Source organism: Flavobacterium sp. HNIBRBA15423 (genome assembly GCF_052655965.1).
On sequence record NZ_CP199751.1, the window covers coordinates 4,081,214 to 4,107,599 of the forward strand.

Annotated in this window: 26 protein-coding genes; 13 read left to right on the forward strand and 13 right to left on the reverse strand. The window is 30.3% G+C overall.

Features of this window, described 5'->3' with window-relative positions; genetic code table 11:
* The first annotated feature begins 84 nt into the window (after positions 1-84).
* From ACULEV_RS18215 to ACULEV_RS18230, 4 genes are all read left to right on the forward strand, one after another.
* Positions 85-960, forward strand: a complete 876-nt coding sequence (locus ACULEV_RS18215; protein WP_445456477.1) for a hypothetical protein — start codon at positions 85-87, stop codon at positions 958-960.
* Positions 961-1,100: 140 nt separating this feature from the next.
* Positions 1,101-1,967 carry a succinate dehydrogenase cytochrome b subunit gene (locus tag ACULEV_RS18220; RefSeq protein WP_445456478.1) on the forward strand — a complete coding sequence of 289 codons (867 nt, stop codon included), beginning with the start codon at positions 1,101-1,103 and terminating at the stop codon, positions 1,965-1,967.
* A gap of 17 nt (positions 1,968-1,984) precedes the next feature.
* Positions 1,985-3,994, forward strand: a complete 2,010-nt coding sequence (locus ACULEV_RS18225) for a fumarate reductase/succinate dehydrogenase flavoprotein subunit (protein WP_445456479.1) — start codon at positions 1,985-1,987, stop codon at positions 3,992-3,994.
* A 6-nt stretch (positions 3,995-4,000) separates the two neighbouring features.
* Positions 4,001-4,759, forward strand: a complete 759-nt coding sequence (locus ACULEV_RS18230; protein ID WP_445456480.1) for a succinate dehydrogenase/fumarate reductase iron-sulfur subunit — start codon at positions 4,001-4,003, stop codon at positions 4,757-4,759.
* 84 nt (positions 4,760-4,843) lie between these two features.
* Here the strand turns inward: ACULEV_RS18230 and ACULEV_RS18235 are convergent, their stop codons facing one another.
* The 12 genes from ACULEV_RS18235 to ACULEV_RS18290 form a co-directional block, all read right to left on the reverse strand.
* Positions 4,844-5,437, reverse strand: a complete 594-nt coding sequence (locus ACULEV_RS18235) for a lipoprotein signal peptidase (RefSeq protein WP_445456481.1) — start codon at positions 5,435-5,437, stop codon at positions 4,844-4,846.
* Between the two features lie 83 nt (positions 5,438-5,520).
* Positions 5,521-5,901, reverse strand: coding sequence for a TraR/DksA family transcriptional regulator (locus tag ACULEV_RS18240; protein ID WP_445458563.1), 381 nt, complete (start codon positions 5,899-5,901; stop codon positions 5,521-5,523).
* Between the two features lie 60 nt (positions 5,902-5,961).
* Positions 5,962-9,363, reverse strand: a complete 3,402-nt coding sequence (gene ileS, locus ACULEV_RS18245) for an isoleucine--tRNA ligase (protein ID WP_445456482.1) — start codon at positions 9,361-9,363, stop codon at positions 5,962-5,964.
* A 700-nt stretch (positions 9,364-10,063) separates the two neighbouring features.
* Entirely contained in the window at positions 10,064-10,882 is an 819-nt protein-coding gene (locus ACULEV_RS18250; RefSeq protein ID WP_445456483.1) for an N-acetylmuramidase domain-containing protein, read from the reverse strand.
* Between the two features lie 14 nt (positions 10,883-10,896).
* A complete protein-coding gene (locus tag ACULEV_RS18255) occupies positions 10,897-11,565 on the reverse strand; it encodes a hypothetical protein (RefSeq protein ID WP_445456484.1) in 669 nt (222 codons plus the stop codon).
* A 6-nt stretch (positions 11,566-11,571) separates the two neighbouring features.
* Positions 11,572-13,335 (reverse strand): hypothetical protein, encoded by a 1,764-nt coding sequence (locus ACULEV_RS18260; RefSeq protein ID WP_445456485.1) that lies wholly within the window; start codon positions 13,333-13,335, stop codon positions 11,572-11,574.
* Between the two features lie 63 nt (positions 13,336-13,398).
* The gene (locus tag ACULEV_RS18265; RefSeq protein WP_445456486.1) at positions 13,399-14,949 is read right to left on the reverse strand and encodes a hypothetical protein; all 1,551 of its coding nucleotides are present in this window, start codon (positions 14,947-14,949) and stop codon (positions 13,399-13,401) included.
* A gap of 195 nt (positions 14,950-15,144) precedes the next feature.
* Positions 15,145-16,104, reverse strand: coding sequence for a trypsin-like serine peptidase (locus tag ACULEV_RS18270; protein WP_445456487.1), 960 nt, complete (start codon positions 16,102-16,104; stop codon positions 15,145-15,147).
* Positions 16,105-16,131: 27 nt separating this feature from the next.
* Complete coding sequence (locus ACULEV_RS18275) at positions 16,132-16,995, reverse strand: caspase family protein (protein WP_445456488.1); 864 nt, start codon at positions 16,993-16,995, stop codon at positions 16,132-16,134.
* A 257-nt stretch (positions 16,996-17,252) separates the two neighbouring features.
* Entirely contained in the window at positions 17,253-17,825 is a 573-nt protein-coding gene (locus tag ACULEV_RS18280; RefSeq protein ID WP_445456489.1) for a PhnA domain-containing protein, read from the reverse strand.
* A 2-nt stretch (positions 17,826-17,827) separates the two neighbouring features.
* Positions 17,828-18,322, reverse strand: coding sequence for a DUF6646 family protein (locus tag ACULEV_RS18285; protein WP_445456490.1), 495 nt, complete (start codon positions 18,320-18,322; stop codon positions 17,828-17,830).
* A gap of 36 nt (positions 18,323-18,358) precedes the next feature.
* On the reverse strand, positions 18,359-19,087 hold the full coding sequence (locus ACULEV_RS18290; RefSeq protein ID WP_445456491.1) for a metallophosphoesterase family protein: 729 nt from the start codon (positions 19,085-19,087) through the stop codon (positions 18,359-18,361).
* A gap of 205 nt (positions 19,088-19,292) precedes the next feature.
* On the opposite strand from ACULEV_RS18290, the gene ACULEV_RS18295 reads away from it, so the two are divergent.
* Genes ACULEV_RS18295 through ACULEV_RS18325 form a run of 7 tightly spaced genes read left to right on the forward strand, consistent with a single transcriptional unit; the run spans position 19,293 to position 23,097 of the window.
* A complete protein-coding gene (locus ACULEV_RS18295) occupies positions 19,293-19,469 on the forward strand; it encodes a hypothetical protein (protein WP_445456492.1) in 177 nt (58 codons plus the stop codon).
* A 36-nt stretch (positions 19,470-19,505) separates the two neighbouring features.
* Positions 19,506-19,682: a hypothetical protein gene (locus ACULEV_RS18300; protein WP_445456493.1), complete on the forward strand. Its 177-nt coding sequence runs from the start codon at positions 19,506-19,508 to the stop codon at positions 19,680-19,682.
* Positions 19,683-19,719: 37 nt separating this feature from the next.
* A complete protein-coding gene (locus ACULEV_RS18305; protein ID WP_445456494.1) occupies positions 19,720-19,896 on the forward strand; it encodes a hypothetical protein in 177 nt (58 codons plus the stop codon).
* Positions 19,897-19,932: 36 nt separating this feature from the next.
* Complete coding sequence (locus ACULEV_RS18310; protein ID WP_445456495.1) at positions 19,933-20,109, forward strand: hypothetical protein; 177 nt, start codon at positions 19,933-19,935, stop codon at positions 20,107-20,109.
* A 39-nt stretch (positions 20,110-20,148) separates the two neighbouring features.
* On the forward strand, positions 20,149-20,331 hold the full coding sequence (locus ACULEV_RS18315) for a hypothetical protein (RefSeq protein ID WP_445456496.1): 183 nt from the start codon (positions 20,149-20,151) through the stop codon (positions 20,329-20,331).
* A 55-nt stretch (positions 20,332-20,386) separates the two neighbouring features.
* Positions 20,387-22,405, forward strand: coding sequence for a tetratricopeptide repeat-containing sensor histidine kinase (locus ACULEV_RS18320; RefSeq protein ID WP_445456497.1), 2,019 nt, complete (start codon positions 20,387-20,389; stop codon positions 22,403-22,405).
* 14 nt (positions 22,406-22,419) lie between these two features.
* Positions 22,420-23,097, forward strand: coding sequence for a response regulator (locus tag ACULEV_RS18325; protein ID WP_445456498.1), 678 nt, complete (start codon positions 22,420-22,422; stop codon positions 23,095-23,097).
* Between the two features lie 20 nt (positions 23,098-23,117).
* On the opposite strand, the gene ACULEV_RS18330 is transcribed toward ACULEV_RS18325, so the two are convergent.
* The gene (locus ACULEV_RS18330) at positions 23,118-24,257 is read right to left on the reverse strand and encodes an ATP-binding protein (protein ID WP_445456499.1); all 1,140 of its coding nucleotides are present in this window, start codon (positions 24,255-24,257) and stop codon (positions 23,118-23,120) included.
* A gap of 167 nt (positions 24,258-24,424) precedes the next feature.
* Between ACULEV_RS18330 and ACULEV_RS18335 the strand changes: the two genes are divergently transcribed.
* Both ACULEV_RS18335 and ACULEV_RS18340 read left to right on the forward strand, forming a co-directional pair.
* Positions 24,425-25,429 carry an AAA family ATPase gene (locus tag ACULEV_RS18335; protein ID WP_445456500.1) on the forward strand — a complete coding sequence of 335 codons (1,005 nt, stop codon included), beginning with the start codon at positions 24,425-24,427 and terminating at the stop codon, positions 25,427-25,429.
* An 89-nt stretch (positions 25,430-25,518) separates the two neighbouring features.
* Positions 25,519-26,385, forward strand: a complete 867-nt coding sequence (locus ACULEV_RS18340) for a DUF58 domain-containing protein (RefSeq protein WP_445456501.1) — start codon at positions 25,519-25,521, stop codon at positions 26,383-26,385.
* Position 26,386: the final 1 nt, after the last annotated feature.

Consider the following 26,386-nt stretch of genomic DNA (forward strand, 5'->3'; position numbering starts at 1 on the left):
ATAAAATTCTATTTTTACACGTTATTAAATAATATATTTAAAGAGACTAACTAAAGTGTTAATTGTTAAATTTTTAGAAAAGAAATGAATAAATTTTTATTGATACTGTTTTTCACAGGTTGCGTGATTTTCTTTTCTTGTTCAGACAAAGACGATAATTTAGTTAACGAAGAACCTCAATTAATCATAAAATTTAAGTTTGATGAAAATCAGTTTAGACTAGATAATCTTGGTCAGCCCTCATCAATTCCAATTGGAAATGCAGCTCAATCCCCTATTTTCAATACTATAAGTGCTCATTATTTTGAATTAACCCAAAACAAATTTACTCAATTAGGAGAAGGTACTGTTTTATATCATGCTCCAGAAACTATTTCTGGTGGAGATGCAGCTATTGATTTTTCTCAGTCAAAAATAGTTTTTGAAGATGAAACATTCTTATCTATACCATTAAGCAACATTAATCAAGGAAGTTATCAATATGTTAGAGTATCATTATCTTATCAAAATTATGATATTTCAATATTAAATAATGGAAATGATTATACGGCAACTTTAGAAAGTTTTGTAGGATATAACACTTACATCACAACACATAATATTGGTAATAATATTTTTAATGTGAATGCTAATCGTTTACAAGGATATTGGGCATTAGCTTTGCATGATTTCCCTTATGCAACTTCAAGTCAAACTCCACAAGGAACCACAACCGTACCAAACCCTATAGCTTCTACATCTTCGATTCCATCGGGATCTTGTGTTGTTACCGGTAAATTTTCAAACAACTTAGTCATTACTGGAAATGAAAATAAAGACATTGTTGTAACACTTTCACTTTCTACAAACAATAGTTTTGAATGGCAAGAGGTAAATGCAGATGGAAAATATGAACCTACTGCGGGTGAAAATGTAATTGACATGGGTATAAGAGGCTTACAGCCAACATTTACTAGATAACTAGAACTGTAACCCTTTGATTAACAAAGACAATTAAACATATTTTAAATTGATTATAAATTACCACTAAAAGGTTGTAGTTAAATTTTTTATGCAGTATTTTTGTTTGATTTTTAAAACTAGAACAATCAAATAAAATTATGGCAAAATCAGCACTTTTAAAGTCATCTATTGCTAAGAAATACTGGATGGCTCTTACAGGTTTATTTTTATGCTTGTTTTTAGCTGGTCACTTAGCCGGAAATCTTCAATTGATTTTTGGTGATGCATTACAATTTAATGAGTATGCGTTATTTATGACTACTAATCCTGCAGTAAAAATTCTTTCTTATTTAACTTACATTTCAATTCTTTTTCATGCTATTGATGGATTTTTATTAACCTATCAAAATGCAAAAGCAAGACCAATAGGATACGCAAAAACAAATCCTTCAGCTAACAGTAGTTTTTCTTCAAGAAACATGGCCGTTTTAGGAACAATTGTTTTAGTATTTATTGTAACTCACATGGTTAATTTTTGGGCAAAGATGCATTTTGATAAAAATATGCCTTTGATGACTAAATCTATTGAAGGTCAACCTGGTATGAAACAAGACTTCTACGTAGGCACACAATCGGGTCAATACTACCCAATAGATCAAGTAGAAATTGGCACCCATACAGAGGAACACAATCATGCTCCAAAACAATTTAAATTAGTTAATAAAACGGAATTATATCACGCTCAAGCTAATGTGAAAATTACCGATTTATATAAAGACTTACATAAAATTACAATGGCATTTTTTAGAGATGCAAAATATGGTTTATTGTTTACAATTGGATATGTATTAGCAATGTTTGCTTTAGGATTTCACTTATGGCATGGGTTTTCAAGTGCATTTCAATCATTAGGATTAAATGGCCCTAAATACACACCAACTATTAAATTTATTGGGAAAGCATTTTCTGTAATTGTACCACTATTGTTTGCAATTATCCCATTATACATTCATTTTACTAAATAATCAACATCAGATATAATATGAAGTTAGATTCTAAAATACCAGAAGGACCATTAAATAAAAAATGGACTGATTATAAAGATCATTTAAAATTAGTTGCTCCAAATAATAGACCAAAATTAGACATTATAGTTGTTGGAACTGGTTTAGCAGGTGCTTCAGCAGCTGCTTCTCTTGGAGAAATGGGATATAATGTAAAAGCTTTTTGTTTTCAAGATTCTCCACGTCGTGCGCACTCCATTGCTGCACAAGGTGGAATTAATGCAGCAAAAAATTATCAAAATGATGGTGATTCTATTTACCGTTTATTTTATGACACCATAAAAGGTGGTGATTACCGTGCTCGAGAAGCAAATGTTCACCGTTTAGCAGAAGTTTCGGGAAACATTATCGATCAATGCGTAGCTCAAGGTGTTCCTTTTGCACGCGAATATGGCGGAATGCTTGACAATCGTTCGTTTGGTGGTGTACAAGTACAACGTACTTTCTACGCAGCTGGACAAACTGGACAACAATTATTATTAGGAGCGTATTCAGCTTTATCAAGACAAATCGGGTTAGGACGTGTTAAAATGTACAACCGTCACGAAATGCTTGATTTAGTTAAAATCAATGGTAAAGCTCGTGGAATCATTGCACGTAACTTAGTTACTGGTGAAATTGAAAGACATTCTGCTCATGCTGTGGTTATAGCCTCTGGAGGTTATGGAAACGTATATTTCCTTTCTACAAATGCTATGGGAAGTAACGTAACTGCTTCTTGGAAAATTCACAAACAAGGTGCTGCTTTTGCTAACCCATGTTATGTACAAATTCACCCAACATGTATTCCAGTTCATGGAACTAACCAATCAAAGTTAACGTTAATGTCGGAATCATTACGTAACTCAGGTCGTATTTGGGTGCCAAAGAAAAAAGAAGATGCAGAAGCAATACGTGCAGGTAAATTAAAACCAACACAAATTGCTGAAGAAGATAGAGATTATTATTTAGAAAGAAGATATCCTGCTTTCGGTAACTTAGTCCCTCGTGACGTTGCTTCTCGTGCAGCAAAAGAACGTTGTGATGCAGGTTATGGAATTGAAGCTAATGATACTAACGAAGGTGTTTACTTGGATTTTTCTTCTGAAGTGAAAAGTAAAGGAAAAGAGGTTGCTTATGCACAAGGAAACCACAATCCTTCTGAAGAAGAAATTATCACATTAGGAAAAAAATGGTTGGAAGAGAAATATGGTAACTTATTCGAAATGTATGAAAAAATTACTGACGAAAATCCATACGAAACACCAATGAAAATTTACCCTGCAGTTCACTATACAATGGGAGGCGTTTGGGTTGATTATAACTTACAATCATCAATTCCGGGTTGTTTTGTTGCTGGTGAAGCGAACTTCTCAGACCATGGAGCCAATCGTTTAGGTGCATCAGCTTTAATGCAAGGTTTAGCGGATGGTTATTTCGTATTACCATATACTGTTTCTAATTATTTAGCAGATGAAATTCGTACAGGTAAAATTTCAACTGATGCTCCAGAATTTGTTGAAGCGGAAAAGAATGTAAAAGATTCAATTAACATGTTCTTAAATAACAATGGAACAAAGACAGTTGATCATTTCCATAAAAAATTAGGACACGTAATGTGGAATAAGGTAGGTATGGCTCGTAATGAACAAGGATTAAAAGAAGCAATTGAAGAAATTGGTCAAATTCGTGAAGCGTTTTACAAAGAAGTTTATGTCCCTGGAAGTGCTGATGAAATGAATCCTGAATTAGAAAAAGCACTTCGTGTAGCTGATTTCTTAGAATTAGGACAATTAATGGCAATGGATGCATTACAACGTAAAGAATCTTGTGGAGGACATTTTAGAGAAGAGTATCAAGATGCTGAAGGAGAAACACTTCGTGATGATGTTAATATGTCATTTGTAGGTGCTTGGGAATACAAAGGTCAAGATACTACTAAAGCAGAACTTCATAAAGAGGACTTGAAGTATGAATTTATTAAAATTGCAGCTAGAAATTATAAATAGAAAATTATGAGTACAGCAAAAAATATAAATATAAACCTTAAAATTTGGCGTCAAAAAAATGCTAAAGAAAAAGGGGGCATAGTAGATTACAAATTAGATAATGTATCTACAGCTAGTTCGTTTTTAGAAATGTTAGACCAATTAAACGAACAATTAGTTAATAATAAACAAGAACCTGTAGCATTTGACCATGATTGTAGAGAAGGTATTTGTGGTATGTGTTCTCTTTACATTAATGGTAGAGCACATGGTCCTGAAACTGGAACTACTACTTGTCAATTACACATGAGAAAGTTTAAAGATGGTGATACAATATATATTGAGCCATTTAGAAGCAAAGCTTTCCCAGTAATTAAAGATTTAGTAGTAGATAGAAGTTCTTTTGATAGAATTCAACAAGCAGGTGGTTTTGTGTCTGTAAATACTTCTGGAAACACTATTGACGCTAACTCTATTCCTGTTCCTAAGGATGATGCAGACAAAGCATTTATGGCAGCCGCATGTATTGGTTGTGGAGCATGTGTAGCAAGTTGTAAAAATGGTTCTGCTATGTTATTTGTAGGTGCGAAAGTTTCTCAATATGCTTTATTGCCTCAAGGTAAAGTTGAAGCAACTCAACGTGTACAAAACATGGTAAGACAAATGGATGAAGAAGGTTTTGGTAACTGTACAAATACAGGAGCTTGTGAAGTTGAATGTCCTAAAGGAATTTCTCTTGAAAACATTGCTCGTATGAATAGAGAATTTTTAAAAGCTAGTTTATAAAAAACTGATAATAATTTACACAAAAAACGCTTTGCAAATGCAAAGCGTTTTTTTTATACTTCAATATTTTTTGATTAAAATAAGCTATTTGGAAAATGCTTTTTTATTAAAGACAATTAATATACCTACACCAGTTGAAATTGCCATATCTGCAACATTAAAAATTGCATTAAAGAAAGAAAAATGTTTTCCTCCCCAAAATGGCAACCATTCTGGTAGATTTCCTTCCCAAAATGGAAAATAAAGCATATCTACTACTTCACCATGAAACCATGTTCCATAAGGCTGTTCAGCGAACGCAGTTGCTACTTGATGATAACTATCATTAAATATTACTCCATAAAAAACAGAATCTATAATATTTCCAATGGCACCAGCTAATATTAAAGATATTGCAGTAATTAAATAATTTGATTGTTTTTTCTTAATTGAATCCCAAAGCCACCAAGCTATTCCTGGCACTACTACTAATCTAAAAAGGGTAAGCGCTAATTTCCCATGCTCTCCAGGAATTACTGCTCCCCATGCCATACCTTCATTTTCAATAAAATGAATACGAAACCATTCAAAGACTTTTATTTCTTCGTTAATAAAAAAATGTGTTTTGATATAGATCTTAGAAATTTGATCGATAAGTAGAATAAGTATTACTATAAAATAAGCTTTCTTTAATGACATTCTGTTTAAAATTTGAACAAAAATAAGGATTTTAATAAAAAAAAACGCTCCTAAAGGAGCGTTAATATTATTTTATATAAAGATTAACGTTGTAAGTTTTTTGCCTCTATGCTCATAGTTGCATGAGGAACCACTTTTAAGCGATCTTTACTTATTAACTTACCTGTGACTTTACAAATACCATATGTTTTATTTTCCACACGGAAAAGCGCATTCTTTAAGTCTCTAATGAACTTTTCTTGACGTGTAGCCAATTGAGAATTTGCTTCTTTAGACATTGTTTCACTGCCTTCTTCAAATGCTTTAAACGTTGGAGAAGTATCATCTGTTCCATTATTTAAATCATTCATATAAGCACTTCTGATCAAATCTAAATCGGCTTGTGCTTTCTCTATTTTTTTTAATAAAATTTCTTTAAACTCAGCTAAATCTGCGTCTGAATATCTTAATTTTTCATCAATCATCATTTCTATTTATTAAGGTTATTACTAATAATCATATCTAGAAGGAGTTCAACAGAAACTCTATTTTGATATTAACACAACTGTTTTTACTTCATCAAACTCAATTTCTATACCATTTTCTATTTTTGGTACAAAAATTAATTCTTCTGTTAAAGTTTCTGATTTAATATAGGTTTCATTTTCTATAACGGATTGCTCAATAATCGCATTATTTTGAATATGTACTTTTATTTTATCTGTTACTTCAAATCCAGAATCTTTTCTAATGTTTTGAATTCTATTCACTAGCTCTCTAGCAACACCTTCATTACGTAATTTTTCATCAATTGTAATGTCTAGTGCAACCGTAATTCCATTTGAATTAGCTACTAACCAACCTGGAATATCTTGTGATGAAATCTCTACATCTTCGGTTGTTAAAGTAATACTTTTTCCTGATATTTCAAGCATTATTTCGCCTTGCTTTTCAAGAATTTGGATTTGTTCTTGGTTGAAATTTTGTATCTCTTTGGAAATCAAACCCATATCTTTACCAAAACGTGGTCCAAGTGCTTTAAAATTTGGCTTAATTTGTTTTACCAATACCCCAGAAGCGTCCTCTAACAATTGAATTTCTTTGATATTTACTTCTGCTTTTATAAGATCTGAAACGGCTTCTATTTCAGCTTTAAAAGCTTTGTCAAGCACCGGAATCATTACCTTTTGCAGTGGTTGACGTACCTTTATCATTTCTTTTTTACGTAAGGACAAAACTAATGAAGATACTGTTTGCGCTTTCAACATTCTGCTTTCGAGTGATTTATCAACAAAGTTTTCAACCATTACTGGGAATTCTGCTAAATGTACACTTTCAAACTTTTCTTTGGCTGTAGCCGCATTTAAATCTTTATAAAGTTTGTCCATAAAGAATGGAGCTATTGGTGCTGCTAATTTTGCTACTGTTTCTAAACAGGTGTAAAGTGTTTGATAGGCTGCAATTTTATCTGTTCCATATTCTCCTTTCCAAAATCTTCTTCTACATAAACGAACGTACCAATTGCTCAAGTTTTCCTGAACAAAGTCAGAAATTGCTCTTGCTGCTTTTGTAGGTTCATAATCCGCATACGCTTCATCTACAAACTGAATTAAAGTATGCAATTCTGATAAAATCCAACGGTCGATTTCTGGTCTTTCGTTTAATGGAATTTCAGCTTCTGCATACGTGAAATTATCAATGTTAGCGTATAACGCAAAGAATGAATATGTATTGTATAGTGTTCCAAAAAATTTACGTCTCACTTCAGCTACTCCTTCGATATCAAATTTTAAGTTATCCCAAGGGTTTGCATTTGAAATCATGTACCAACGTGTAGCATCTGGGCCATATTCTGCTAAAGTAGTAAATGGATCTACTGCATTTCCTAGACGTTTTGACATTTTTTGTCCGTTTTTGTCTAGCACTAATCCGTTTGACACTACATTTTTATAGGCAATTTTATCAAAAACTAAGGTTCCAATTGCGTGTAAGGTATAAAACCAACCGCGTGTTTGGTCAACTCCTTCTGCGATAAAATCGGCTGGAAATGCTTTATTTACGTCTATTTTCTCTTTGTTTTCAAATGGATAATGCCATTGTGCATAAGGCATTGCACCGGAATCGAACCAAACGTCAATTAAATCGCTCTCGCGTTTCATTGGTTTACCTGAAGCAGAAACTAAAACGATATCATCTACTACATTTTTATGTAAATCGACTAAATCGTAGTTCTCTTCACTCATGTTTCCTATTTCGAATCCTTTGAATGGGTTTTCTTTTTGGAAACCTGCTGCAATTGCTTTTTCTATTTCGTTGTATAGTTCTTCAACGGAACCAATTAAGATTTCTTCTGTTCCTTCTTCGTTTCTCCAAATTGGCAATGGAATTCCCCAATATCTTGAACGTGATAAGTTCCAATCGTTGGCATTTTTTAACCAATTTCCAAAACGTCCTTCTCCTGTTGCTTTTGGTTTCCAGTTAATGGTTTCATTTAAGTCGAACATACGTTCTTTAACTTCCGTCACTTTAATGAACCATGAATCTAGAGGATAATATAAAATAGGCTTGTCTGTTCTCCAACAATGTGGGTAACTGTGTACGTATTTTTCTACTTTAAAGGCTTTGTTTTCTTCTTTTAATTGGATAGCTATTTCTACATCTGCTGAACGCTCTGGAGCTTCACCATCGTTGTAATATTCGTTTTTAACGTATTTCCCAGAATATTCTCCCAGTCCTTGAATAAACTTTCCTTGTAAATCTACTAAAGGCACTAAGTTATCATTAGCGTCTTTGACTAACATTGGAGGTACTTCTGGTTTTGCTTCTTTTGCTACTTTAGCATCGTCTGCTCCAAAAGTTGGTGCGGTGTGTACAATTCCTGTTCCATCTTCTGTGGTAACGAAATCACCAGCAATTACTCTAAAAGCATTTTCTGGATTATCATTAGGCAAAGCTAAAGGCATTAGTTGTTCGTAACGAATTCCAACTAAATCAGCTCCTTTGAATTCTTTGAGTACTTGAAAAGGAATTTTTTTATCTCCTTCTTTGAAATTTTCAAAATCTGATGCTTCAGCAGATTCGAAAAATGTTTTTCCAAATTGTTTTCCTACTAAGTTTTTAGCTAGAATAACTTTTACTGGTCGAAAGGTATATTGGTTAAACGTTTCTACCAAAACATAATCGATTTTTGGACCAACGGTTAATGCTGTATTTGAAGGTAATGTCCAAGGAGTTGTTGTCCAAGCTAGAAAATGAACCTCTCCAAATCCTTGAAGAAATGAAGGTAAGGTTTCATTAATTGCTTTGAACTGTGCTACTACTGTAGTATCAGTTACATCTCTATAACTTCCTGGTTGGTTTACTTCGTGCGAAGACAAACCTGTTCCTGCTTTTGGAGAATAAGGTTGGATGGTGTAGCCTTTGTATAACAAGTCTTTGTTATAGATTTGTTTTAGCAACCACCAAACGGTTTCCATGTATTTGGATTTATAGGTCACATAGGGATTTTCCATGTCTACCCAATAGCCCATTTTTTCTGTTAGATCGTTCCAAACATCTGTGTAACGCATAACAGTGCGTTTGCAGGCTTCGTTATATTCTGCAACGGAAATTTTAGTTCCAATATCTTCTTTGGTGATTCCTAATTCTTTTTCGGTACCTAATTCTACAGGTAAGCCGTGTGTATCCCAACCTGCTTTACGTTTTACTTGGTATCCTTTTTGTGTTTTATAGCGACAAAAAATATCTTTGATAGCACGTGCCATTACGTGGTGAATACCAGGCAATCCGTTTGCTGAAGGAGGTCCTTCAAAAAACACATAGGGTTGGTTTCCTTCTCGTGTGGTTACACTTTTATCGAAGATGTTTTCTTTTTTCCAAAAATCCAATACTTCAGACGCAACTGTTGGCAAGTCAAGTCCTTTATATTCAGTAAATTTAGTACTCATTATATCGCTTTCTTATTTGAAGATGCGAAAATACTAAATTTCGAATAATTGTAGTCTTTTTTTAGATGAAAAAAAGAAATTGTGGTATAGCTAAATCTTATGTGCTTTAAAAATTAGTTTTAAAATTGACTTTATGTTTCTTATTCTTTATAAAACGAAGGTGTTTTTGTGAAGGATGATGAATAAAAGCTCTTATTATGAAATTGCTTTACCCCTTGTTGTATTCCTATTATATACGTTATAAAGACACTATATATACGCTATATATACGTTATAAATATTACTTTGACTTGTCTTTGACTCGTCCTAAAATAGCTGTTGTCTTGTACTAGTTTTAGTTTACAATTTTAGGTTAATCCTCAGAAATATTATAAAATTTACCTTTCTTGGTTTGGTAGCAGTTTCGTTCGGAAGTTGTTGCAAAAAAGTGTCAGTTTTTTGCTACTTGACAGAAGTGTTTCCGAACAATCTCCGACAAAACCCTTATTAAACCGCTTTAAATACATCAGTATGGGTTAATATACGTCAAAATTGAAACCATTCACGATAGTTTTTTTTAGGAATTTAGCAAGGTTGTTGAGTGTGCGTATTTGGTTTTTAGTGTGTAGTAATTAGTCATATATATAATCTATAATTATTTGAATCTACCCCCCATAATAATCTTGGTTATTATTTGCTTTATCTAATTAAAGGTAAATTTTTAAGAATATTTTCTATATGCAGTAGCTAACTTTTCATCATATTTATTGGTTTTATAACTAGGACCATTATATTGAAAAGCAAAACCAGCCCAATCTTTATTTTGTAAATAAGGAATAAGATTATTTGTTTTTAGGAATTTTCCAAAGGCAATGAGATGTTCTTTTTCGTTGAGATGCATCTTTTGAACAAATTCATCAATAGAATTATAACCTATGGATATAGCATTGAATCCCATAATTTGAAAACAACCCCATGATGCAGCACAATATGCAGCATCTTGAAATGCTTGACTAGGGTTTATTTGCATCGCTTTTTGTAATCGAGTATATTCTCCGTCACCACCTAAATAGTGTTTTTTTGTCCAAGATTGATATAAGACATCAGCCGTATTTGCATTTGAATATTGGCTAGGATTAAAGCCTTTTTTATTGAGCTCTCTCCAAAAAAAATGTCCTTCAAATAATATTTTGGGTTTGCCATTTGCTAAAAATCCTTTTCCGCTACTTTCAACTTCATTTACAGCTTTTACACAAGGCAATTCAAGTTGGAATTCATTTGCAAATTCTATTAAATCTCGTTCCGATAATAGTTTGTTATTGTGTGTTGTAATATTACTTAATTCAAATAGTTTTGACCAAGTTTTTATACCAACTATTCCATCTACAACTAAGTTGTTTTTATATTGAAAATCTTTTACCGCTGCATCTACTTGAAGGGTAAAAGAATCTGAAACTACTAAATTATAACCTAGTTTTGAAAGCAAATCGCATAATGTAGCAACTTCTGGTGCTTTATTGTTGTATTTTATAGTTCTCATGATAATTTGTTTATTTAATAACCTAGAAAATGATTACTAATGATTTCTGGATAAGAGAGTGATTTTAAACTACTAAGTCCTGATATTTTAATATCATTGAAGATATAATTTGTTGTTTGATTAAAATTATCTTTTTCTTTTTTTGAAGTCGAAAAGGTTTCAATTCCTAGGGAATAGTATATTTTGTTTTCAATTTTAAATTTGGTTAATTCGATACCACTTCCTTCACCTATCATAGTTTCAGCAGAAACTATTGTGTTTTTGATGGTATCAAATTTTACCAATAATCTGTCTTTTTCAACTTTAATCCAAGATTGTAAGTCACAACCGTTAAAAGTAAATAATGCTATTATTTTTTCGGTTTCTGGTTCATTTCCAATGGTTTCAAAACTGAACTTTTCCCAAGTATTTACTATGCCCTGATTGTTATTATTGAATTTTTGAGAACCATTATCTTCTAAGAGTAGTTTTATTTCTAGCTTAGATTTTTGTTCATTATTAACCAATTTTGGTTCTCTTATTTTTATACCTAGGTTAGTGTTCTTTACTAGTTTTAAATAATAATCTTGTCTAGGAAAATCAGCTGTGTTTTTAAAATAAACATCTTTTTGGTTAAACCAATGTTCTATCGTTTTAAATTCATTTGAACTTAATAACCACCTTGTTTCTATACTTTTTTGCATAAGGTTTTATTTAGGGATTTTAGGTAGTTTTTCGCAAATCATACCTATTAAAAAATAACTATCATAATTAACCGATTCTGGTGATAAAGAATATTCTTTTGTAATAGTGTTTTTATTCTCGACTTTTAATTCTTGTTCAAGGATGCTATAGCCATTTTTTACAATTTTTATTTTATAATTGCCTATGGGTAATTTGAAATCTATTGTGCCTTCTTTATCAGATTCTATTTCTTTAAAATAACTGTTATTAGTTCCTATAATTGAAATTTCTGATTTATATACTGCTTCTTTTGTAACAGCATCTTTAATATTTACTACTATAGTTGTTAAATTGTTATTTATAGCTAAAACTGTTGCAGGCTGAAACAAGATGGGATTAAGTTTAATTGCTGAAGCCATAATTATAGGTTTTGGATTAATAGCTCCAGGTTTAACAGGAGTAACTCTAGTTATTGGTCTTGCAATTCTACTAAAATCTGCTGTTGGTTTAGGTATAGGAGCTGTTCTAGTTACTGGTTTGCTGATTGTTGCATCGGAAATATTGGCTTTTGTTCTGTAATAATTTATATTATTTGATTTTAAAGTTTCTTTATTTTTTATAGCTTTAACAAATTTCACATTACTTTGGGAATTAACAAAAAGTTGGTTTTTCATTATTATGGGACCAAAATGAATAAGCTGATTAATATTACTTACTTGTTCAGAATTTATGCTAGGATCAATATTTATTTTTAGATTTTTCATTAAAATCATTTTTTTTGAAAAGGCTGGTAATAAAAATTCATTGCTTATTGTTTGACCATCAGAAATTGATTTTACTTCTGTCCATTTGAAAAAGCTAGAAATTATAGGTGATAAATTAAACCAATTGCGTTGCATGTTAATTATTGAGAATTCTAGTTCTATACCTAAGATGTTTTTTTCATCATAATCTATTGATATAATTTCTTCTGGGAAATCATTTTTTTCAAGTTTTACTTTTTCATATAATTCATCTAATTCTTTTTTATCCATTAATAACTTAGTCCAGCCATTATCGTTTGACATGAAATCATATGGGACAAAGTTTATATCATGATAGGATTCTAAAGATTGAAGTCCAGTCTTTTTAGAGTTTTCCATTATATTTCTGGAGTTGATGAGATTGGATAAAAAAACATCAAACCCATCAGTTTTATTAATTACTTTCATTGCCTTTTCAATACTATCTTTATATCCCAAAAGTTTATGATCAATAATTAATTTTTCCTTTTTTAACAAAATAATGTTTAATTTTTCTAACCAAACTTGTTTTTCATCATCAGTTGTTAAATTATTGAATTTTAAAACATGTTCTTCCCATTCTGAAATTAAATTATCAAAGAGATTAATGTATTTATCATATGCTTTTTTTTCTTTTGTAGGTTTTTCTTTTGCATCATATAGTATTTTTTTTGCGTCTTCAATTTCTAATTGATTTTCTTCAATAGTAATACTTTGTTCTGTATTGATAATTTTGCTATAAGCATCAAAAAGTGTATTGCTTGGGTTTATATCCCAATATTTATCAGATGATGGAATAGAATTTAATTGAAATGAGATGTCTTGTTTTTTGAGTAATGCTTCTCCTTTAAGTTTTTCCTCAATAAGCATTTGAGGAAGTAATAACTTCATTTCAGATTCTTCATAGACTCTTAATGAAGGACATATTAATGGAATTTCTAGATCATTAGTTGTTTGTGTTTTGTAATAATCTTTTATTTTTTGGAATAATGCGGCATAGTATTTCATGATGTTTATTTTAAATAAAAGCCCAAACATTGCTAATAGAAGTTTGGGCTTTAAATGATTATTTTAATTTACTTCTACCCATTCATCCTCTTTAATAGAAGGTAGAGGATTAGGTGATAAATCTAAGATATTACACTTTCTTCCTAATAATAGTATACCTCCTGATGACATACCTTGTTTTTCTCTAGAACCAGTTCTGTTAACACGAGTATCACTATATCCATAAGAGCCACCAATTGCAAATGGCCCTATTGTTAATGCTGCTCCAGCTTTTACTTCATCTTCTGTTTTTTTATAAGAATCAGATCCTTTTTTGAAACCAATTTTTAAATCAGAAATAAAATAAAGTTCTGTAGTTACAGCAGGTAACAATCCTTTTCCATTACCATCGCTAATCATTTGATTATTCAATATTTCTGCACCATTTTTAGAATATTTCCAGTAACGAGATTTTAGGAATGTACTTCCAAACCAAGGGCTAGAAACATATGCTTTACCAATTCTGAAGGACATTTCAAAATCATTGAAATTAAAGTTAGAATCAATTTTTTTATGTTTTCCACTTGCTGCTCCACCAAAAACACCCATAAACGATGCACCTGCACTCCAACTATGAGCTGTGTTTTTATAGTTTGATTCATAATCGCTTTTTTTGAATTCGTAAGACAACCATTTTGTAGAGTTTGCTAGTGTACTAGCAGGAATAGGTGCCGAGAAGAAATAAGAATTCATTCCGCCTAAACCAGTTCTTTTTGCTGCTAATAACTCTGATTCATATCTTTTTTTGATTGTTATAAAGTTGCTACTTTCAATTTCATCAATATAATTTAATGATTTTTCAATTTTCCCTTTATAACCGATTCCTTCCCATCTTTTTAAGGCATCATCTCTTCTCTTAATAAAATTGCGTCCATTAATAGCCATTTCGCTCATGGCTTCACTATCTCCATCAGCTACTCGCTTTTGTAAATCCGTTAATTTATCTTCTGCTTCATAATAAAGAGCTTCATATTCTAAATACTTTACATATTTAGGTGAAGGAAAAGATTGGTAGATGTACTTAGGATTATCTTCAGGATGCTCTACCATAGTGTCATCAAAATCTGGATTTTTTAATTTCTTTATAGTAACAATGTCTTTTCTCAATGTCTCCAATTTCTTTTCTACTTTTGGATCAATTTTAGAATTTTTTACTACACAATACTCTAAAACATCACTGTAAACATTAGATTTTGTGTGATCTGGATGTGGACTGAAAATGGTAAATTTTCTTGCACCTGTTGCTCGGTCAATTTCTGGAATCATACTTGGAATTTGATCTGCAATTCTAGCAAATTCTTCAGAATAAGCATATTTACTGTATTTTTTAGAACTTCTTGCATCTTCATATTCTTCATCTGACATATTTTCTAATTTTGGAGTAGCTCCAAAAAAGCCTTTTAATGCATAATCAAAAGCTTCAGGATCCATAACAACAGGAACAGGTTCCCATGCAATAAAATTGTTTGGCCCTAACATTTTTGCATCACCACCGTTAGTCATTTTTTTAAAAACATCACCTAATAAATAACTTAAAAAGTCTTTTTCATCAGGCATTGGAACAAATGTTGACATAATTTTTAATTTTATAAGTTTTTTTCCTACTCTATTAAGGCTTTTCGGTTTCCGCCTTTTTTATTCATTAATTATTTTTTGGAAATTCATTTAAACGATTCTGATTAAATGAAAATTTCAATTGCTTGAATTTATTTCCTATTAATCTTGAATTTTGGAAAAGAAATCCTTAGTTTAATTTTTATTTATTGATTTTTATGGATACTCGGCTCTAGCCTTATTCACTAAATCCAATAAATCATTACCGCCACTTGCTGCATTTGTTGTAGCATTTTGCCAACTTTGAACAGCCACTACATAAGGTGTTGATCCCCAATATCCCCAAAATGGACCACCGCTTTGACCTGGCCAAACATCACCTTGATGATAAATTGCTTGATGGGTATCTATAGTGGAATTGTCTCCATTTAAAGCGATACTGTTTTGATAAATAGGTCGTTGTGCTCCTGTTAAATCCATTGGATAACCCGCATGTGTCCAATAAGCACCTCCATCCCAAGAATCTGTATAGGCCTTTGCTCCCATCCATCCCGTTGTGTTGCCAATATTCCTATCTAGCACTATTACTGCATAGTCATATTTGGCTTCAGTACTATCGATTGTAGGCCCTTTTACTTTGTATTTATAATAGGTTTTAATTGCATTTGCCGTTCCATAAGTAGCATTTGGACCATTATAATACATTGGAGAAAATTTAATCCACCCTGTTGAACCATTGCTCAAAAAATCTATTACATGAGCACAAGTCAATACATGTCTAGGTCCAATCATTACTCCACTAGCATAGCCTAAAGCGGTTTCTATTCTACCCACACATCTCCACGGGTAAGCAGTTGAATTGTAGACAATTCTCTGATCTGGTCCGAAGATAGTTTTGCTTCCTTGAGGTTGCATAAATGTTTCTCGATCAATGAATTTTGCTTTTTTTGCTCCTTTTTTGTCTAGAGGGGGATTAAAATCTTGATCCACATTTTCTGGAATAAAGCCTTCTACATCTCCTAGTGATCTTGCTCCCTTTGAAATTTTTTCAACAGCAATGGCTTCTATTTCTAAAAGACCATTTTCATCTAATATGTCTGTTTTTTTTGCTTTTACAGACTTTAATTTTTTAACCTCGTCTGATGACATTGGTTTTTCATTTTTTTGATTTTTCATGTTAATTGTTTTGTAATTGTTATTGATTTATTTAAATAGGAACTGTTTTAATTCTGTTGTTTTTCCTTCTGTCTGATTTATTTGTGCCGCACCCATTGCTGACAAAGCATTCGACAACTGTATATCTAGAAGAGTCCTGTTAATTTTTCCGTTTGTAGCTCTTAATATTTTGCATAAGTTGTAGGTAAAATATCCTCTTGTCTGTCCTGTGAAATCTCCTTCCATTGCTACTTGATTTTCTTTACAAGCCGCCCATAAGACATGATTCATTGCTCTTACTTTGATCAAAGACTTTGTAGTTGATTTTTTTTCGGATTTTGTATTTATTTCTTTTTCGGACTTAGTTTCTAATTCTCGAGAAAAATTAATATAGAATTCGTCTTCAAGCATAGGTTCAATAAACCTTGGAGTTTCATTGGTTAGATTGTTAAACTCATCAAATTTTATTCTTCTTGTACCAGATCCAGAGTGACAACAATCAAAGAAAACATCTAAGTTTACACCTGTTGGTAAGGTGTTTAAAATTGCTTTGAAGTCGTCGTCTCTTAAAACACCCGCGGTCTTATAATCATGAGGACATATTGCTTCGTCAAGACCATCAAGTTCTAGATCATCATTCATGCTTGCTACTCTTGTTCCATGTCCAGAATAATAAAAAACGAGTGAGTCTCCTTTTTTACTTGTGGTTACTAACCATTTTAAATAGTTTAAAATATTTGATTTTGTAGCGTTTTGATTGGTAAGTATTCGGATGTCTTTAGGTGAGAAACCACAAATTACTAATGTATTTGCCATGTCTCTAGCATCATGAATACAACCATTTAAATCTGGACCTCCTGGGCCAATAGGAGCATAATCGTTTATTCCTATTATAACTGCTTTTTTTGCCATAATTTGTATGTTTTAATTGTTGGTTTATTTTACTTGCTTTTTGATGCTGTAAAATTGCTATTAATTAAAACTTTGTATTAGAGCGGATTGCCTGTTTTTTAAATAGGTTGATTACCTTTTTTTGAGCAGTGATTTTTTAAAATGAATAAAGGAAATATCCTTTTTTAAAAGGGTGTTTTTACTCTTCTTATATAAGTATAAAAAAGGAGCTGACTAAATTTATTTAGTCAGCTCCTTTTAAAAAAATGTATTAGTTATTATTTTGTTTTCTTAACGTATTGAGTTAATATTACAATATGTTGATTCTCAACACGACCTTCAATTTGTTCAGCATTATCCCAAACTAATTTAATGTTATGTACAGCAGCTCCTCTTTTTGCCGTAAAATTTGCTCCCTTTACATCTAAATCTTTTATTAATACTACTGAATCTCCGTCATGTAAAATATTTCCATTAGAATCTTTGTGTGTTATTTTTCCTTCATCATCATCTGTTTCTCCAGTTGCTTTTGCCCAATCTAAAGCTTCTTCATCTAAATACATCATTTCTAACATATCCATGTTTTTTAGTCTTGCATGCATTCTCCAAGAAACAATTTGCACTGGAAGATTCTCGTTCCACATACTATCATTTAAGCATCTCCAATGATTTAAATCTAAATCATCTGTATTTTCAATTTGATTTATGCATGTTTTACATCCTAATATTGAATGTTCTAAACTTTCTTCTGAATGAGGAGGAACACTGAATACTTGTAAATCATATTCGTTACCGCATAGTTCACATTTTGAACCACTTCTATCCTTTAGTTTTTTTTCAATAATACTCATTCTTATAAATTAAAACTTGTTCCTATAGAGAAATTAAATTGGTTATTATATTTTTCAAATCCTACTGGGTCGTTATCATATTGGGCAATAGGAAATTGAATTTCGGAATAAATTCCAAATCCTTCAGAGAAGAAATAACGAGCACCAAAATGTCCACCAAAATTTTTTATTCCAATATTTAATCCTGGATAAATATCTATTTTTTCTTCTATGTTAAAAATATCTGCAATGTTTGCACTAAATCTTGCTCTAATGTCAAAACGATCATCAAAATTTGGTTTTTCACCTAAAACTTCTTCAATTCCCAATAAGTATAAAGTAGTAAAGCCAAATGACATATTTTTACCTAACCCATTATCAAACGTGGCTATTATACCTGTACCGTTCTCTTGAAAATTTGCACCAACTTGAAATTTTTTATCTCCTTTACCTGAGAAAACTTGAGCATTAGTTATTCCAAAGATGAATAATACTAATAAAACTGTTATTTTTTTCATTTTGTTTTCATTTTGATGCAAAGATAAAAATATAAGTTAATTTCTTCCATTTTCTTCTGGATAAAGCATATGCATTGGTTGACTTTGCCAGAATTCTTTAGTTTCTACATTTAAAATAGTTAATGGTCCTTTAAAGGCAGCACCTGTATCTATATTCCACACATTTGCTGCATTGTGAGGTGTTGTTTTATTAATACCACTCACAGGCGTGTGTCCTATATAAATTTCAGAGTATAATTTTAATCTATTTGGATAATATATATTGTCTTCTTGGATAGATTTATCTAAGGCCAATGCACATTCCCATAAAGTTCTATCCCAATAAAAAAGAGGTTTAAAATATTCAAAATTTACTCCTTTTAAATTAGTAAAACCAGCATAGATAAACAATCTGTTTTTTTCATCAATGAAATATGAGTTTAATGAGTTTAAAAAAGAAATATGTTTTTTAATGGTTTTTTGGTCTACTTTCTTATAAGCCTTAATTGTTGACTGTCCACCATGTTTATACCATTCTTCGTTATATTTATTTGTTTTTAAGTATTTTAATAGTAAATCGTCGTGATTACCTTTTAAGAAGATACAATTTTGTTTTGTTTTTTTTAATGATATAAGAAAATCAATAACTTCATTAGATTCACTCCATCCGTCAACATAGTCTCCTAAAAAAATAATTCTGTCAGTTGTGAGAGGAGCAACGATATCCATTATTTGCTTCAAACCTTTTAAACCACCGTGAATGTCACCTATAACAAATGTTTTCATTTAAATATTGTTAAATAATTGTAAATACTGTTTAGTGAGTCTATAAAACTTTAACAAAAACGGCAGAAAACTTGTAAAATTAAAACTTTGTAACACCTTATTTTTGAAGTAACAAAAATAAGGTGTTACAAAAAACATATAGTAACACACTAAGTTAATGAAAATAGTAAAAATAATAATATAAACAAATTTAAATTTTAGTATTATGAAAAAAGCAATCTTTACCCTAGCCGTTATTTTAACAGTATCATTATTAAGTGTTTCTTGTACTACTGATTCCTATGATGCAGATATGGAAAGAAACAATTTTTCAATTCAAACTGATGATTTAGGAGAAACAACCGAAGAAACTGACCCAATCATTATTCCAAAAAGAGACTAATTCCCAAAACAATTTATAACTCAAACCCAATTTATTATGAAAAAAGCAATCTTTACCCTAGCCGTTATTTTAACAGTATCATTATTAAGTGTTTCTTGTACTACTGATTCCTATGATGCAGATATGGAAAGAAACAATTCTTCAATTCAAACTGATGATTTAGGAGAAACAACCGAAGAAACTGATCCAATCATTATTCCAAAAAGAGACTAATTTCCCAAAACAATTTATAACTCAAACCCAATTTATTATGAAAAAAGCAATCTTTACCCTAGCTGTTATTTTAACTATATCTTTATTAGCTGTTTCTTGTACTACCGATTCCTATGATGCAGATATGGAAAGAAACAATTCTTCAATTCAAACTGATGATTTAGGAGAAACAACCGAAGAAACTGATCCAATCATTATTCCAAAAAGAGACTAATTCCCAAAACAATTTATAACTCAAACCCAATTTATTATGAAAAAAGCAATCTTTACCCTAGCTTTTATTTTAACTATATCTTTATTAGCTGTTTCTTGTACTACCGATTCCTATGATGCAGATATGGAAAGAAACAATTTTTCAATTCAAACTGATGATTTAGGAGAAACAACCGAAGAAACTGACCCAATCATTATTCCAAAAAGAGACTAACTTTCCAAAAACAATTTATAACCCAAACCTAAATTTATTATGAAAAAAGCAATATATTCTTTAGCTATATTATTATTAATGTCTTTTGTAGTAATTTCTTATTTGACAACAGATTTAACTACTGAAAAAGAGAAGTTTTTTCAAGAGGATAGTAATCATAAAATTGTTTTATTAGGAGAAGGAAATTCTTATAATCCAATACTTATTATTAAAAAAGATTAGTTCGTGTAAGAAAATCAGTAAATTTGTTTAGATACATGTATTAATTTTTTTAAACTTGAGATATTTTACATTATTAATTCTATTTATTATTATTTTAAGTTGTTCTGAACGTAAAAGTAAAGAGCAAGAATTTGATGCGCAAAATCAAAAAATCAATAACTATCTTTCTTTGGCTCAAAAAGAGACTATATCCAAAGAGATGAGAATTCGATTTGCAGATTTAGCCTATGAGACCATTAAAAATAATAAAAATGATTCTATAACAAGAAGAAATTATTTTAAAATTGCTAATCGTTACTTTCCTTTATATGAATTAGAAAAATATAAAAAGATAACTAATAAAGTTTTAGAGTTAGGTGAAAAAAGTAAAGATTCTGCGACTATTGGGAAAGCATTATATTATTTAGGTGATTATTTTTTTGAAAATGCTAAAAATGATAGTGCTTATTGGTATTATAATAATGCCGAAAAAATTTATAATAGCATACAGGATAAACAAAACTTAGCCAATACAATTTTACATAAAGCTTATCTTTTATTATATGAAAAAGATTTCTTAGGCAGTGAAGCAACAACTATAAAAGCTTTAAATATTTCAACTGAAATAGGTGATGATGTTCTTGTTTATGAATGTTATGTAAATTTGGGCAGTTCATTAATGGGACTTGAAAATTATGACAGAGCACTTTTTTATCATAAAAAATCATTAAATCAGTTAGAGAAAATAAAAAACACTCCTTTTTATGAAGATTTTAAAGCCCAAACATTCAATAATATTGGATTGGTTTACCAAAATGATAATCAACATGAAAAAGCACTAGAAAATTTTTCACAAGGTTTAAAAATTAAGAACATACTTAAAAAACAACCTGTTTTATATTCTGCTTTACTTGATAATTATGCCTATTCTAAATTTAAACTGAATAATAATGAAGGATTTGAAGAATTAAATAGAGCTCTATTTTTAAGAGATAGTATTAATAATATTGCAGGAATTATAAAAAGCAAAATTCATTTAACAGAATATTATCTTTCTAAATCAAACACGCATAGAGCTTTACAACTAAATAATGAGGCTTATTATTTGGCTAAAGAATCTAATTATAATAATGAGATATTAAAAACGTTAGAGCTATATACAAAAATTAATCCTTCAAATGGTCTAAACTATGCGCAACAATATATTGCTTTAAGTGATAGTTTATATAATTTAGAAAGAGTTACTAGAAATAAGTTAGCAAGAATTGAATATGAAACAGATGAGATTATTAGCGAAAATCAAGAAATTTCTAGTCAGAAAAAAACAATATTAACGGTCTCCATTCTTGTTGCTTTTATTGGTGGATTATTATTTATTATTTTATTTCAAAGAGCTAAACAAAAAGAATTGATTTTTACTCAAGAGCAACAAAAAGCGAATGAAGAGATTTATCAATTAATGCTTGATCAACAAGCAAAAATTGATGAGGTAAAAAATATTGAAAAAAATAGAATTGCTAGGGAATTACATGATGGAATAATGAATAAATTAGCAAGTACTAGGCTTAATTTATTTGTTCTTACAAAAAGGACTGATGAAGAGACGATAAAAAAATGTATTGGACATATCAATGAAATTCAGAATATTGAAAAAGAAGTTAGAGTAATAGCTCATGAATTAAGTAACGATACTTTCTCAGAAAAAGGTAATTTCAAAACAATACTAACTGAACTCTTAACTGAACAAAGTGAGTTATATAGTCCAAAATGTATTTATGAAATTGATAAGGATATTAATTGGGAAAATATAGATATTGAAATTAAAATGCATCTATATAGAATTTTGCAAGAAGCTTTAAATAATTGTAATAAATATGCAAATGCAGAAAATATTTATGTAAATATCGATAAACAAGAAAAAATTGTAACTTTACAAATAACAGACGATGGTGATGGCTTTAATACAAATAAAGCCAAGAAAGGAATTGGCATGAAAAATATGCTTCAAAGAACCGAAGCTGTAAAAGGAGAATTTAACATCACATCTGAAATAGGAAAAGGAACAACTATATTTATTAAGTTACCAATCAATTAAAACTATATATTATAATGAATTCTAAGAAAGTAAACATTTTCATGATTGACGATCATCCTTCTATGATTGAAGGTTATAAGAGCATTTTATCTTATAATGATTTAGGATATGAAATCAACGTAACTTCTGCTTTTGATTGCGAAAGCGCTTATAAAAGAATGATGAAATCGGAAGATTTGTATGAATTTGATATGGTTTTTTTAGATTTAAGTCTTCCTCCTTATGAAGAGAAAAAAATTAATTCTGGTCAAGATTTAGCATTAATAGCAAAGAAAAAATATCCTTTTGCTAAAATTGTTATTTTAACATCACATGCAGAAGCATTTATCTTATATGATATACAAACTAATATAGATCCTGACGGTCTTTTGGTTAAAAGCGATTTTACAGCAGATGAGTTTTTAAAAGCCTTTGAAATGATCATTAATAAAGAAAAATACATTAGTAAGACAGTTAAAGAAAGTATTCAAGAAATGTTAGAAGTAAAAAACAACGTTTTCTTAGATGAAAATAATAGGACTATCATTTCTTTATTAGCTCAGGGTGTCTTATCTAAAAATTTACCTAATTATATTAATTTGGCACAAAGTTCTATTGATAAAAGAAAAGCTCAAATTAAGGACTATTTCTGTGTAAAAGGCGGAACTGATGAAGATATAGTGAGAGAAGCTAAAAAGCAAGGGTTTGTCTAAATTTAATTAATATAAAAAGATTAATTGTATTTCATTTTTCTCAAAACGCGCATTACTTCTTTAAATTCTGAATATACATTAGGATTTTGGAATTTTTTGAGGGAAACTTTGCTTTCAATTAATTTTTGTTTAGCTTCTTCAAAACCATTCAGATAACATATCATTAATGTGGAAGGAATATTTAAGGCTTCTTTTTTTTCTCTCTCAGTTAATGAAATGTCTTTCGCCATTTTTTTTAAAATACTAATGTTTGAGTTGTAAATATGATGAAGCATCTTTCTATTATATTGGGGAGGTTCAAATAGCATTTGTGTATCCATTTTGTAATAACCATTATCAAAAAAAGTGAGGGTAAGTTTTTCTAAAGGATAGTAACTTGTTTTATCATTTATACCTAGGGCAATGTGTTCTGTAATGGTAAAAGAAGTATCATCATATTCTATAGTAACATCATCTTGTGCAGAATAAAATAATTTTACTTGCTCATTTATTAATTCAATATCAACCCTAGAGTAGAAAACATCATTTCTTACATTTTTTTTAATTCCAGCCCAGCACACTACAAAAAGCTCTTTAAATACTTTGTATTTGGAAAACAAGTCTTTATGCCTGTTATTAATAAAATCTTGTACACCATCAAGAGTATGTTCAATACTGTTTCTAGAATTATTTTCAATGCTAATGATCGTTTCAGTATTAATTTTTGAAAAAGGAATTTTTTCATCTGTAGGTATAGAATTACTACCTCTTCTTATAAAAACAGTATTTGCAATTATAGTATATATACCTTTTTTAAAAGAAGAAATTTTACTTTTAGGTTTAATAGTAACCAGTCCTACTACTTTGTCTTTGGGTAAATTTGGAAATGGAACATTTTCATACTGAATTTTTGGAGGGTTTTCTATATATGCGTTTACCAAATTTTGTATTTTACTATCATCAAAAAAATCATCACCTACAATCTCATTATTTTCGTCTTCTACACCTACAATAATATAGGAATTATTAACCGGATTTGAATTAGATAGAGCACATATATGTTTTAAAAATTTTGCTTTTCCCTCTTTGGTATGTAAATTTAATTGACGCTTTTTATCGTAAAAGCTACTTTCATCATTATGAGCTAATAAGTTTTTTATGAGTAAACGTTTATTTATCATAAATTTTACTTTTTTTCTTAAAAGTATAAAAACAAAATCATAAATAAGGCTTAAATAAGGCTTATATTGAATTTTTTTAACGCTATGTTAACATTGTAGTCCTAAATAAATTTTCAATTTTGAATTGTTAAATTTTTTTTGAAAATTTGAACCAAAATAAATTGAAAATGGAAGAAAATACTGCCACTCTAGATATTAGAGCGATTAATGAAAAAATTGAAAGAGAAAGTGCTTTTGTCGATCTACTAACAATGGAAATGAATAAGGTCATTATAGGTCAAAAACACATGATTGAAAGATTATTAATTGGACTTTTGGGTCAAGGACATATTTTATTAGAAGGTGTTCCTGGACTTGCAAAAACATTAGCAATTAATACGCTTTCGCAAGCAGTGCATGGTTCTTTTAGTAGAATTCAGTTTACACCTGACTTATTACCAGCCGATGTTGTAGGAACAATGATTTATAACGTCAAAGAAAATGATTTTACTATAAAAAAAGGTCCAATTTTTGCCAATTTTGTCCTTGCAGATGAAATCAATCGTGCTCCAGCAAAAGTACAATCGGCTTTGCTTGAAGCAATGCAAGAGAAACAAGTAACTATTGGAGATACAACTTTTAAGTTAGACAAACCATTCTTAGTAATGGCTACACAAAATCCAGTGGAACAAGAAGGAACATACCCTTTACCAGAAGCACAAGTTGACCGTTTTATGTTAAAAACAGTTATCGATTATCCAAAAATGGAAGATGAAAGATTGGTAATTCGTCAAAACTTAACAGGTTCGTATGAAAAAATTAATCAAGTAGTTTCCTTAGAGCAAATTCTTAGAGCACAACAAGCTGTTCGCGAAGTTTACATGGATGAAAAAATAGAAAAGTATATTTTAGATATTATTTTCGCAACACGTTACCCTGAAAAATATAAGTTAGAAAGTTTAAAACCTCTTATAAGTTTTGGTTCTTCTCCACGTGGAAGTATCAATTTGGCAACTGCTGCTAAATGTTATGCTTTCATTAAAAGAAGAGGATATGTAATTCCAGAAGACGTTAGAGCTGTTGTTCATGATGTTTTACGTCATAGAATAGGAATTACTTATGAAGCTGAAGCTGAAAATATTACTTCTGTAGATATCATTAATAAAATTGTGAACGAAGTAGAAGTACCTTAATTCAGTTTGCAGTAATCAGTTTACAGTAATCAGTTGCTTGCAGCAACTTAAACTAATCACTGACCACTAACTACTGACCACTGAAAAAAATGGATACCAAAGAAATACTCAAAAAAGTAAGAAAAATAGAAATAAAAACCAGAAGATTGAGTGATCATATCTTCTCGGGAGAATACCATACTTCTTTTAAAGGAAGAGGAATGACTTTTTCTGAAGTACGTCAATATCAATACGGTGATGATGTTCGTGCTATAGATTGGAACGTTACAGCTCGTTACAATGAACCATACATAAAAGTTTTTGAAGAAGAGCGAGAATTAACCATGATGCTTATGGTAGATTGTAGTGGCTCTGAATCTTTTGGGTCAACCAATCAGTTTAAAAATGAAATTGTAACAGAAATTGCTGCAACTTTAGCCTTTTCTTCTACTCAAAATAATGATAAAGTAGGTTTAATTTTATTTTCAGATGAAATCGAATTATTCATTCCTCCAAAAAAAGGAAAATCGCATGTTTTAAGAATCATTCGTGAATTAATTGAGTTTAAGCCAAAGAGTAAAAAAACTGATTTAGCACAAGCTTTAAAATTTTTATCCAGTGTCATGAAGAAAAAGGCAATTGTCTTTTTAATTTCTGATTTTATGGTAAAAGATTATGAACATACTTTAAAAATTGCTTCAAAAAAGCATGATTTAACAGGAATTAGAGTATTCGACAAAAGAGAGGAATCAATTCCTAATCTTGGAATGGTAAATATGATTGATGCAGAAACAGGAGAATCTTTTTTAGTAGATACAAATTCTAAAAGCGTTCGCCTGAATTATGGAAAATATTATAACGATAATGTAAAGTATTTTACTGAAATTTTCTCAAAATGTGGTGCTGGAAGAGTAAGTACAAGAGTAGATGAAAGTTATGTTACTAAATTATTGGGATATTTTAAAGCAAGAAATTAAC

What these genes read in the sequence shown, in the direction of transcription:
- ACULEV_RS18215 (WP_445456477.1), top strand. Translation starts at nt 85, where the DNA reads ATGAATAAATTTTTATTGATACTGTTTTTCACAGGTTGCGTGATTTTC.
- ACULEV_RS18220 (WP_445456478.1), top strand. Translation starts at nt 1,101, where the DNA reads ATGGCAAAATCAGCACTTTTAAAGTCATCTATTGCTAAGAAATACTGG.
- ACULEV_RS18225 (WP_445456479.1), top strand. Translation starts at nt 1,985, where the DNA reads ATGAAGTTAGATTCTAAAATACCAGAAGGACCATTAAATAAAAAATGG.
- ACULEV_RS18230 (WP_445456480.1), top strand. Translation starts at nt 4,001, where the DNA reads ATGAGTACAGCAAAAAATATAAATATAAACCTTAAAATTTGGCGTCAA.
- ACULEV_RS18235 (WP_445456481.1), bottom strand. Translation starts at nt 5,437, where the DNA reads ATGTCATTAAAGAAAGCTTATTTTATAGTAATACTTATTCTACTTATC.
- ACULEV_RS18240 (WP_445458563.1), bottom strand. Translation starts at nt 5,901, where the DNA reads ATGATTGATGAAAAATTAAGATATTCAGACGCAGATTTAGCTGAGTTT.
- ileS (WP_445456482.1), bottom strand. Translation starts at nt 9,363, where the DNA reads ATGAGTACTAAATTTACTGAATATAAAGGACTTGACTTGCCAACAGTT.
- ACULEV_RS18250 (WP_445456483.1), bottom strand. Translation starts at nt 10,882, where the DNA reads ATGAGAACTATAAAATACAACAATAAAGCACCAGAAGTTGCTACATTA.
- ACULEV_RS18255 (WP_445456484.1), bottom strand. Translation starts at nt 11,565, where the DNA reads ATGCAAAAAAGTATAGAAACAAGGTGGTTATTAAGTTCAAATGAATTT.
- ACULEV_RS18260 (WP_445456485.1), bottom strand. Translation starts at nt 13,335, where the DNA reads ATGAAATACTATGCCGCATTATTCCAAAAAATAAAAGATTATTACAAA.
- ACULEV_RS18265 (WP_445456486.1), bottom strand. Translation starts at nt 14,949, where the DNA reads ATGTCAACATTTGTTCCAATGCCTGATGAAAAAGACTTTTTAAGTTAT.
- ACULEV_RS18270 (WP_445456487.1), bottom strand. Translation starts at nt 16,104, where the DNA reads ATGAAAAATCAAAAAAATGAAAAACCAATGTCATCAGACGAGGTTAAA.
- ACULEV_RS18275 (WP_445456488.1), bottom strand. Translation starts at nt 16,995, where the DNA reads ATGGCAAAAAAAGCAGTTATAATAGGAATAAACGATTATGCTCCTATT.
- ACULEV_RS18280 (WP_445456489.1), bottom strand. Translation starts at nt 17,825, where the DNA reads ATGAGTATTATTGAAAAAAAACTAAAGGATAGAAGTGGTTCAAAATGT.
- ACULEV_RS18285 (WP_445456490.1), bottom strand. Translation starts at nt 18,322, where the DNA reads ATGAAAAAAATAACAGTTTTATTAGTATTATTCATCTTTGGAATAACT.
- ACULEV_RS18290 (WP_445456491.1), bottom strand. Translation starts at nt 19,087, where the DNA reads ATGAAAACATTTGTTATAGGTGACATTCACGGTGGTTTAAAAGGTTTG.
- ACULEV_RS18295 (WP_445456492.1), top strand. Translation starts at nt 19,293, where the DNA reads ATGAAAAAAGCAATCTTTACCCTAGCCGTTATTTTAACAGTATCATTA.
- ACULEV_RS18300 (WP_445456493.1), top strand. Translation starts at nt 19,506, where the DNA reads ATGAAAAAAGCAATCTTTACCCTAGCCGTTATTTTAACAGTATCATTA.
- ACULEV_RS18305 (WP_445456494.1), top strand. Translation starts at nt 19,720, where the DNA reads ATGAAAAAAGCAATCTTTACCCTAGCTGTTATTTTAACTATATCTTTA.
- ACULEV_RS18310 (WP_445456495.1), top strand. Translation starts at nt 19,933, where the DNA reads ATGAAAAAAGCAATCTTTACCCTAGCTTTTATTTTAACTATATCTTTA.
- ACULEV_RS18315 (WP_445456496.1), top strand. Translation starts at nt 20,149, where the DNA reads ATGAAAAAAGCAATATATTCTTTAGCTATATTATTATTAATGTCTTTT.
- ACULEV_RS18325 (WP_445456498.1), top strand. Translation starts at nt 22,420, where the DNA reads ATGAATTCTAAGAAAGTAAACATTTTCATGATTGACGATCATCCTTCT.
- ACULEV_RS18330 (WP_445456499.1), bottom strand. Translation starts at nt 24,257, where the DNA reads ATGATAAATAAACGTTTACTCATAAAAAACTTATTAGCTCATAATGAT.
- ACULEV_RS18335 (WP_445456500.1), top strand. Translation starts at nt 24,425, where the DNA reads ATGGAAGAAAATACTGCCACTCTAGATATTAGAGCGATTAATGAAAAA.
- ACULEV_RS18340 (WP_445456501.1), top strand. Translation starts at nt 25,519, where the DNA reads ATGGATACCAAAGAAATACTCAAAAAAGTAAGAAAAATAGAAATAAAA.